Origin of the sequence: Vibrio ichthyoenteri ATCC 700023 (genome assembly GCF_000222605.1) — a bacterium.
Lineage (GTDB): Bacteria > Pseudomonadota > Gammaproteobacteria > Enterobacterales > Vibrionaceae > Vibrio > Vibrio ichthyoenteri.
In genome coordinates, this window is record NZ_AFWF01000282.1 from 24,924 (window position 1) to 30,923 (window position 6,000).

Consider the following 6,000-nt stretch of genomic DNA (forward strand, 5'->3'; position numbering starts at 1 on the left):
CGTGATTAATCCCTATCCAGAGCTTGAAGTAAACGTGATTTCGATACAATGCCGAAGTATTGGCCGTGTTCATCGACAACCGGTACCGAGTAAGAAACGCCAGCGACATCACCTAAAATGTCGTTGATGGGCTGCTCAGGTGACAGTGTGATGGTGGATTCAAGCTGTGCGCTAACCAAGCAACGATTTTCCTTGTGCGCTTGGCGCAGCGATTCGATCGATACCAGGCCAGAAAATTGGTTGGCTTTATCAACCACCACGCCGAATTCGCGATCATTGTCTGTGAGAATTTGCAGCGCAGAGGCGGGGCCATCATGTTCCGATTTTTTAAACACCGCCGCGGGATTTTTGCGTGCAATGTCTTTGGCGGTTAGGACACTGGCGATGTTTACACCGCGGAAGAACGCTTCTACATAATCGTTGGCAGGATTATTTAAGATTTCATCGGGTGTTCCAACTTGAACCACCACACCATCTTGCATAATAGCGATACGGTCACCAATGCGCATCGCTTCATCAAGATCATGAGAAATAAATACAATGGTACGCTTGTCATCATTTTGCAGCCGGATAAGCTCATCTTGCATTTCGGTACGGATAAGAGGGTCGAGCGCTGAGAAAGCTTCATCCATCAGGAGAATATCAGGGTCGCATGCCAAAGCGCGGGCTAGACCCACTCGTTGCTTCATACCACCAGAGAGTTCATCTGGGTAAGAATCCGCGTAGGCATCTAGTCCCACACGAGCTAATGCTGACAGAGCAGAAGTTTGACGTGTTTGCACTTCCACACCCGCAAGCTCAAGGCCAAATGACGCATTTTCAATCACGGTCATGTGTGGCATTAAAGCAAAATTTTGGAACACCATCGAAATGTTGTTTCTGCGCACTTCACGCAGTTCATCTTCAGAGATATGAGCAATATCTTTACCGCGTAGCAACACACTGCCTTTGGTTGGTTCTATTAGGCGGTTTAGTAAACGAACTAAGGTTGATTTTCCGGAGCCTGAGAGCCCCATAATGACAAAAATCTCGCCTTCGTTAATCGAAAGAGAGACATCATGCACGCCAACCGTTAGGCCGGTTTGTTCAAAAATGCTGTCTTTATCCGCACCTTGCTCGATAAGAGAAAAAGCCTGCTGTGGATTCTCTCCAAATACTTTGTATAACCCTTGTACTTCCAGTATGGGCGACATTTTGAGTCCTTTAATATCTGTGTGGTCATTTTGAAAAACCTTTGTACTCTAAGTAAAAAATAGTAATAAATCAACATGGCCTTATTTCCAAATTAAAGGTGGAAATTGAAGGGTTTGCAATAAGTTGTTGTTATTATAGGATTAATCCTAAAATGTTAATATTTAGTGATGTTGGCATGATCAACCTATTTTTAGAGCATATAGAGGGTTTTAATACCTGCTGAATATTGAATACTATTTTACATATGTAATTGATTTATATTGATTTATATTGATTAGGTTGTTTTTGGGTCTTTTTTGGGGAGCGCTTTATCAATAGGGTGAGTCGATTGTCAAACACTACTTTGAGGCTAAAAAAACGGCATCATTTAATGATAATAAGTTCATTATCATAGTTTTGCATTTTATTTGTGACTCGCGTCACGTAAATTGGTGCGATATTAAACTCTCCTTGATCTGATGTGTGAGGTATGATCAATAATAAAAGGGAACTAACTTAGAGCTCAAAGGATTATGCGCCCTAACATGATTACATCAGCACCATGGGTGCTGAACGCAAACACAAAACCTACAAAACGAACATTTCGTTTTCGAAGGCCAACGATCAATGATGGAAATCGTATCCATGCATTGATCGCCAATAGCCCTCCCTTAGATACAAACTCTGCATATTGCAATTTTCTCCAAGCTTCTCATTTTAGCGATACTTGTGTCCTAGCCGAATGTAATGGCTCGGCTGCGGGATTTATTTCTGCTTACATCAAACCTCAGTCACCGAATGAACTGTTTGTTTGGCAAGTCGCCGTTGATGAAAAGTTTCGAGGGCAGGGGCTCGCTTATCAGATGCTTACTGAACTGCTTTCTCGTCTCGTGGCAGAAGGTGTCGAGTATGTCGAAACGACGATTACCAAAGACAATCAAGGTTCTTGGGCACTGTTTAAAAAATTGGATCGCGAACATGGTGGTAACGGTAGCGTGTCGGTTTTTCTCGACCAAACGCAGCATTTCTATGGTGATCACGACACGGAATACCTGTTTCGCATCCCTCTACGAATAACTCACAAATAAGGATTAATTTACGGTTCCATTATGGATATTTTTAATCAGCATGAGTCAAAAGTACGCTCATATTCAAACAGCTTTCCAGTCATTTTCAACAAAGCCAAAGGTAGTTGGCTTGAAACCAACACGGGAGAGCGCTATCTCGACTTCCTCGCCGGTGCAGGCTCCCTTAATTACGGCCACAATAACGAAGAGCTTCAAGCGTCGTTGGTGGAGTACATTACAGGGGATGGCATCACTCATGGTTTGGACATGCACTCCAATGCGAAAGCTGACTTTCTTGTCGCGCTGAACAAATACATTTTCCAACCAAGATCCCTAGATTACAAAGTACAATTTACCGGACCAACGGGCACTAACGCCGTAGAAGCTGCGCTCAAGCTGGCAAGAAAAGTGAAAGGTCGCCAAAACGTCGTTGCGTTTACCAACGGTTTCCACGGCTGTACCGCAGGTGCGCTTGCTGCAACCGGTAACCAGCACCACCGTGGTGGCAACGGTATGCCATTAGCAGGCGTGACCCGTCTTCCTTATGAAGGCTATGCCGGTATTGATGGTTTGAGCCTATTTGAAACCATGCTTACCGATGCATCAAGCGGTCTCGATAAACCTGCTGCAGTGCTACTAGAGACCGTTCAAGGTGAAGGCGGCTTAAACGTGGCTTCTAATCAATGGTTGCAACGTCTAGAAAAAATCTGCCGTAACAATGATGTCCTACTGATTGTGGATGACATCCAAGCTGGATGTGGCCGTACTGGTACCTTCTTTAGCTTTGAACCTGCGGGAATTAAGCCCGATATAGTGACGTTGTCTAAGTCAATTAGTGGCTATGGTTTACCTATGGCTATTGTTCTACTAAAACCCGAACTTGATGCATGGAAACCGGGCGAACATAACGGAACATTCCGCGGTAACAACCACGCATTTGTTACTGCCGCGCGCGCACTAGCGCTTTTCTGGTCTGATAACGCGTTAGAAGAGAACATAGCGGCTCGTTCAGCCCAAGTGTCAGCCACACTAACAAGTGTGCTGAAGCGCTACCCACAGCAATTTGAACAGCAAAAAGGCCGTGGTTTGATGATTGGCATCGAATGTAGTGCGGGTGAAACAGCCACATTAATTGCACGTGAGTGCTTTGCTAACGGCATGGTTATCGAGACAGCCGGCCCAAATGATGAAGTTGTGAAGTTTTTCTGTCCTCTGACCATTACACAAAATGAAATGGATCAAGGCATGAAAATTTTCGAAAAAGCTGTCGATAACGTAGCGGCAAAACTGATCAAGAAAGCATCATAAGGATTAGACATGATTGTTAGAACATTAGCCGAGTGCCGAGATAGCGATCGACGCGTAGTTTCCCAGACATGGGAAAGCGTGCGTATGTTGCTCAAAGACGACAATATGGGTTTCTCTTTCCATATCACCACGATATTTGAAAATACAGAAACGCATATCCACTACAAAAACCACCTAGAGTCAGTCTACTGCATGAGTGGTGAAGGCGAAATCGAAGTCGTCGGTGGTGAAACGTACCCAATTAAACCAGGTACACTCTACATCCTAGATAAGCATGATGAACATTATCTACGCGCTTACAAAGATAAAGAAATGGTGATGGCTTGCGTGTTCAATCCGCCGATCACTGGCCGCGAAACACACGATAAAGACGGCGTATACCCACTCGTTGACTAAATCCAATGAGCGTCGATTTACTCTTAAAGCCAAGGTATTTCCTTGGCTTTTTGCATTAGAATAAGTACAGCTTTTAACGCTAACGCTAACGCTAACGCTAACGCTAACGCTAACGCTAACGCTAACGCTAACGCTAACGCTAACGCTAACGCTAACGCTAACGCTAACGCTAACGCTAACGCTAACGCTAACGCTAACGCTAACGCTAACGCTAACGCTAACGCTAACGCTAACGCTAACGCTAACGCTAACGCTAACGCTAACGCTAACGCTAACGCTATAAAGCTGAATGTAAAAAGCTTATAATGAGAGGCAGCAGAATAGCTGGTTATTTATACATACTGGTGGTTTTCCTCCCTTCCGCCGAATTAAGGATCTTCCAAGCGTCTAAAACTCAATTGCAATTTGAGATTCGATAAAAAATTAAGTATTTTTGTGACTTATGTGAATCTTCATAATTCTATCCCGCATAAAAAATGGCACAATTAGGCGAGAAAAAGCTCTTTTTAGACGTATAGAGAGCGTTAGCTGAATAGGATGAAAACAATAGTAATGGAATACTTGGATAGACTGATTAGAGATTGTGAAACCGCTAAAGCAGCGAAGCCAAAATCTGATTTTACGGTTGCTAGCGTTGATGAGATTCCAGATATTGATAAAGGGATCTATATCATCAAAGAAGTTGATGGATGTGCTGACAGTACGTTTGAAACATTCGTAGATTTTAAGCGGAAAAAGCTGAAAGCATGTAGCAAAGTAAATAGCCCATCACATGTTCTATATGTTGGCTCTTCAACTACCGGTTTACGTAAACGGTTAAGGCAACACTTGGTTGATTGCCCCAACAAAACTTACTCTCTGCACATGTATCAATGGTTTAATGGCAAGTATGAGGTTCGTATTCTTGAATATGACGCTCCAATAGAAGTCATTCAACTCATTGAGGATGCGATGTCGTATGACTTGAAGCCTGCTTTTGGTAAGCAAGGTGGGAACAATAAATAGGATCGCTTTGGCAATTCAGCTAACAAAGCATTTAAGACGGATTCTCAACGCTTGGCAATTTCAGTTCAGGTCAGCTTTAGTGCTGAATGTGGCAAGGTTTAGGCTTGGGTGGTCGCGTTGTTCACCACTTAATGCGGCGTTATGTTTTAATGGAATTTCAATGGCTTAAATGCCTTTGAGTCGTTCTTTGCCCCTCTAGCCATTCGCTGGGAGTAGACTCAGCAAATCACTATTATCGTTCCTTTCTTAAATCACTTAACCCGTAAAACATGCCAATGTTCGCGGGTTGCTTCATTCGAGTTTTCGGGTGGTTCGGTAGTCAGGTTCTTCTGGCTCAAAGTCGCTTTGGGCGTATTTCCCAATCAGCCAATAACCTTGGCAGTAGCCTCGGCAAATCACCATTGTTCTGCGCTGCTTTTGCTAAGAAAGGGCGCTTGTTGAGGCTTGGTCGAGTTGCCTCATTGTCAGGGAGGTGGGCTTACTCGTTGTTGGTTTGGCACATCTGCCGGTCAAGCTAGTGCTAGGTTGTGATTTAGTTCAGAAAACTAGGTCTACACTTCAGTTCTTTGCCAAGTAAATCAACGAATTGTGCTAAAACATAACAAAGCATTTAAGACGGATTCTCAACGCTTGGCGATTTCAGTCTGGGTCAGCTTCAGTGCTAAATGTGGCAAGGTTTAAGGTTGGGTGGTCGCGTTGTTCACCACTTAATGCGGCGTTATGTTCTAAGGTGAAAAATGATAAATCAAGGAATGATATTAGTAGCTTCCATCTTTTCTATTGTTCAAGCATATCTGGCGTACTTGCTTCATAATGACCTGATTTCAATGGAAATATTCCAATGGATAGTTTCAGTAGTATATATCCCCTTGTATTTCGTTCTTCTGTTAATTGGCGGTTTACTAGAGGCTACCGTTGGGTTGAACCTTCTTAAAGGTGGGGTGGCTTTTCCATATCTGCATGACGCCTTATGGATAGTCGGTAGCATAATATTACTACCCTTAAACTTGTGGCTTTTGAAGTTAGGTGCACGTTGTAAATTACGAACTTA

The 6,000-nt window shown here is 43.5% G+C and carries 7 protein-coding genes; 6 read left to right on the forward strand and 1 reads right to left on the reverse strand.

The genetic code is table 11. The features are described 5' to 3' along the window. Positions 1-5: 5 nt before the first annotated feature. Complete coding sequence (proV, locus tag RH85_RS18700) at positions 6-1,193, reverse strand: glycine betaine/L-proline ABC transporter ATP-binding protein ProV (RefSeq protein WP_006714286.1); 1,188 nt, start codon at positions 1,191-1,193, stop codon at positions 6-8. Positions 1,194-1,706: 513 nt separating this feature from the next. Here proV and ectA point away from each other — a divergent pair. The 6 genes from ectA to RH85_RS23340 form a co-directional block, all read left to right on the forward strand. Then, positions 1,707-2,261 (forward strand): diaminobutyrate acetyltransferase, encoded by a 555-nt coding sequence (gene ectA, locus RH85_RS18705; protein WP_006714287.1) that lies wholly within the window; start codon positions 1,707-1,709, stop codon positions 2,259-2,261. 21 nt (positions 2,262-2,282) lie between these two features. Next, positions 2,283-3,548 carry a diaminobutyrate--2-oxoglutarate transaminase gene (ectB, locus tag RH85_RS18710; RefSeq protein ID WP_006714288.1) on the forward strand — a complete coding sequence of 422 codons (1,266 nt, stop codon included), beginning with the start codon at positions 2,283-2,285 and terminating at the stop codon, positions 3,546-3,548. A gap of 9 nt (positions 3,549-3,557) precedes the next feature. Next, positions 3,558-3,944, forward strand: coding sequence for an ectoine synthase (locus RH85_RS18715; protein ID WP_006714289.1), 387 nt, complete (start codon positions 3,558-3,560; stop codon positions 3,942-3,944). 42 nt (positions 3,945-3,986) lie between these two features. Next, a complete protein-coding gene (locus tag RH85_RS22660) occupies positions 3,987-4,250 on the forward strand; it encodes a hypothetical protein (protein WP_006714290.1) in 264 nt (87 codons plus the stop codon). Positions 4,251-4,481: 231 nt separating this feature from the next. Beyond that, entirely contained in the window at positions 4,482-4,949 is a 468-nt protein-coding gene (locus tag RH85_RS18725; RefSeq protein WP_241210426.1) for a GIY-YIG nuclease family protein, read from the forward strand. A gap of 737 nt (positions 4,950-5,686) precedes the next feature. Continuing rightward, positions 5,687-6,000, forward strand: a 314-nt coding sequence (locus RH85_RS23340) for a hypothetical protein (RefSeq protein ID WP_006714293.1), incomplete at its 3' end; no start/stop codon positions are given.